Annotated in this window: 1 protein-coding gene; it reads left to right on the top strand. The window is 54.0% G+C overall.

All coding sequences use genetic code 11. From position 1 onward, the window contains the following. The coding region (locus ICL07_RS32145) for a condensation domain-containing protein (RefSeq protein WP_223152162.1) at positions 1-694 on the top strand (694 nt) is incomplete at both ends.

The following is a 694-nucleotide window of genomic DNA, read 5'->3' on the forward strand; positions in this document are numbered from 1 at the left end:
CATATTGAAGAAGGGAAAGCACCCTATAATATTCCGCTGGGTTTTCGTATCGGGGGCGTGTTGGATGAAGAGCGTTTGTTGACGGCATTGGAGATGATGATGACACGCTATGAAATTTTACGGACCTCATTTGAAGCAACCGCCGGAGAGCCTTGTATGGTGATCAGCCCTGCGGGGACGATCAGGCCGCCGGTATTTAAAACGCACCTGCAATCAGACGAAGAGCTGTCCCATTACGCCATGGAGGAAGCGGTGACGCCCTTTGACCTTCAGCAAAGCCCGCTGTGGCGCTTGCGGCTGCTGTATCTTTCAAACGAAGTGGTGGCGGGTGTTTTAACCTTTCATCATATCATCGCAGATGGTTGGTCTGTCAACGTATTTACCCGTTCACTGTTACAACTGTACCATGATCTTTCCACGCCATTGCCATCGCTGCCTTTGCAATACAAGGATTATGCGGTGTGGATGGCATCACTGATGTCGTCGGATCATATGGCTGCTGCCGCCGGTTACTGGCAGCAGCAGTTTGCATCGCCGGTGGTGCGGCTGGAGCTGCCATCGGACTATCCGCGGCATGGCCGGCGGACAAGCAGTGGCAGCGGTTTGTATGTAGAGCTGCCACAGGGCCTCACACAGCAGCTACAGCGTTTTTCCCGCCAGGAGCAATGCACGCCGTTTGGTGTGCTACTGGCAG

Origin of the sequence: Chitinophaga qingshengii (genome assembly GCF_014529935.1) — a bacterium.
In the GTDB taxonomy this organism is placed as follows: Bacteria; Bacteroidota; Bacteroidia; order Chitinophagales; family Chitinophagaceae; genus Chitinophaga; species Chitinophaga qingshengii.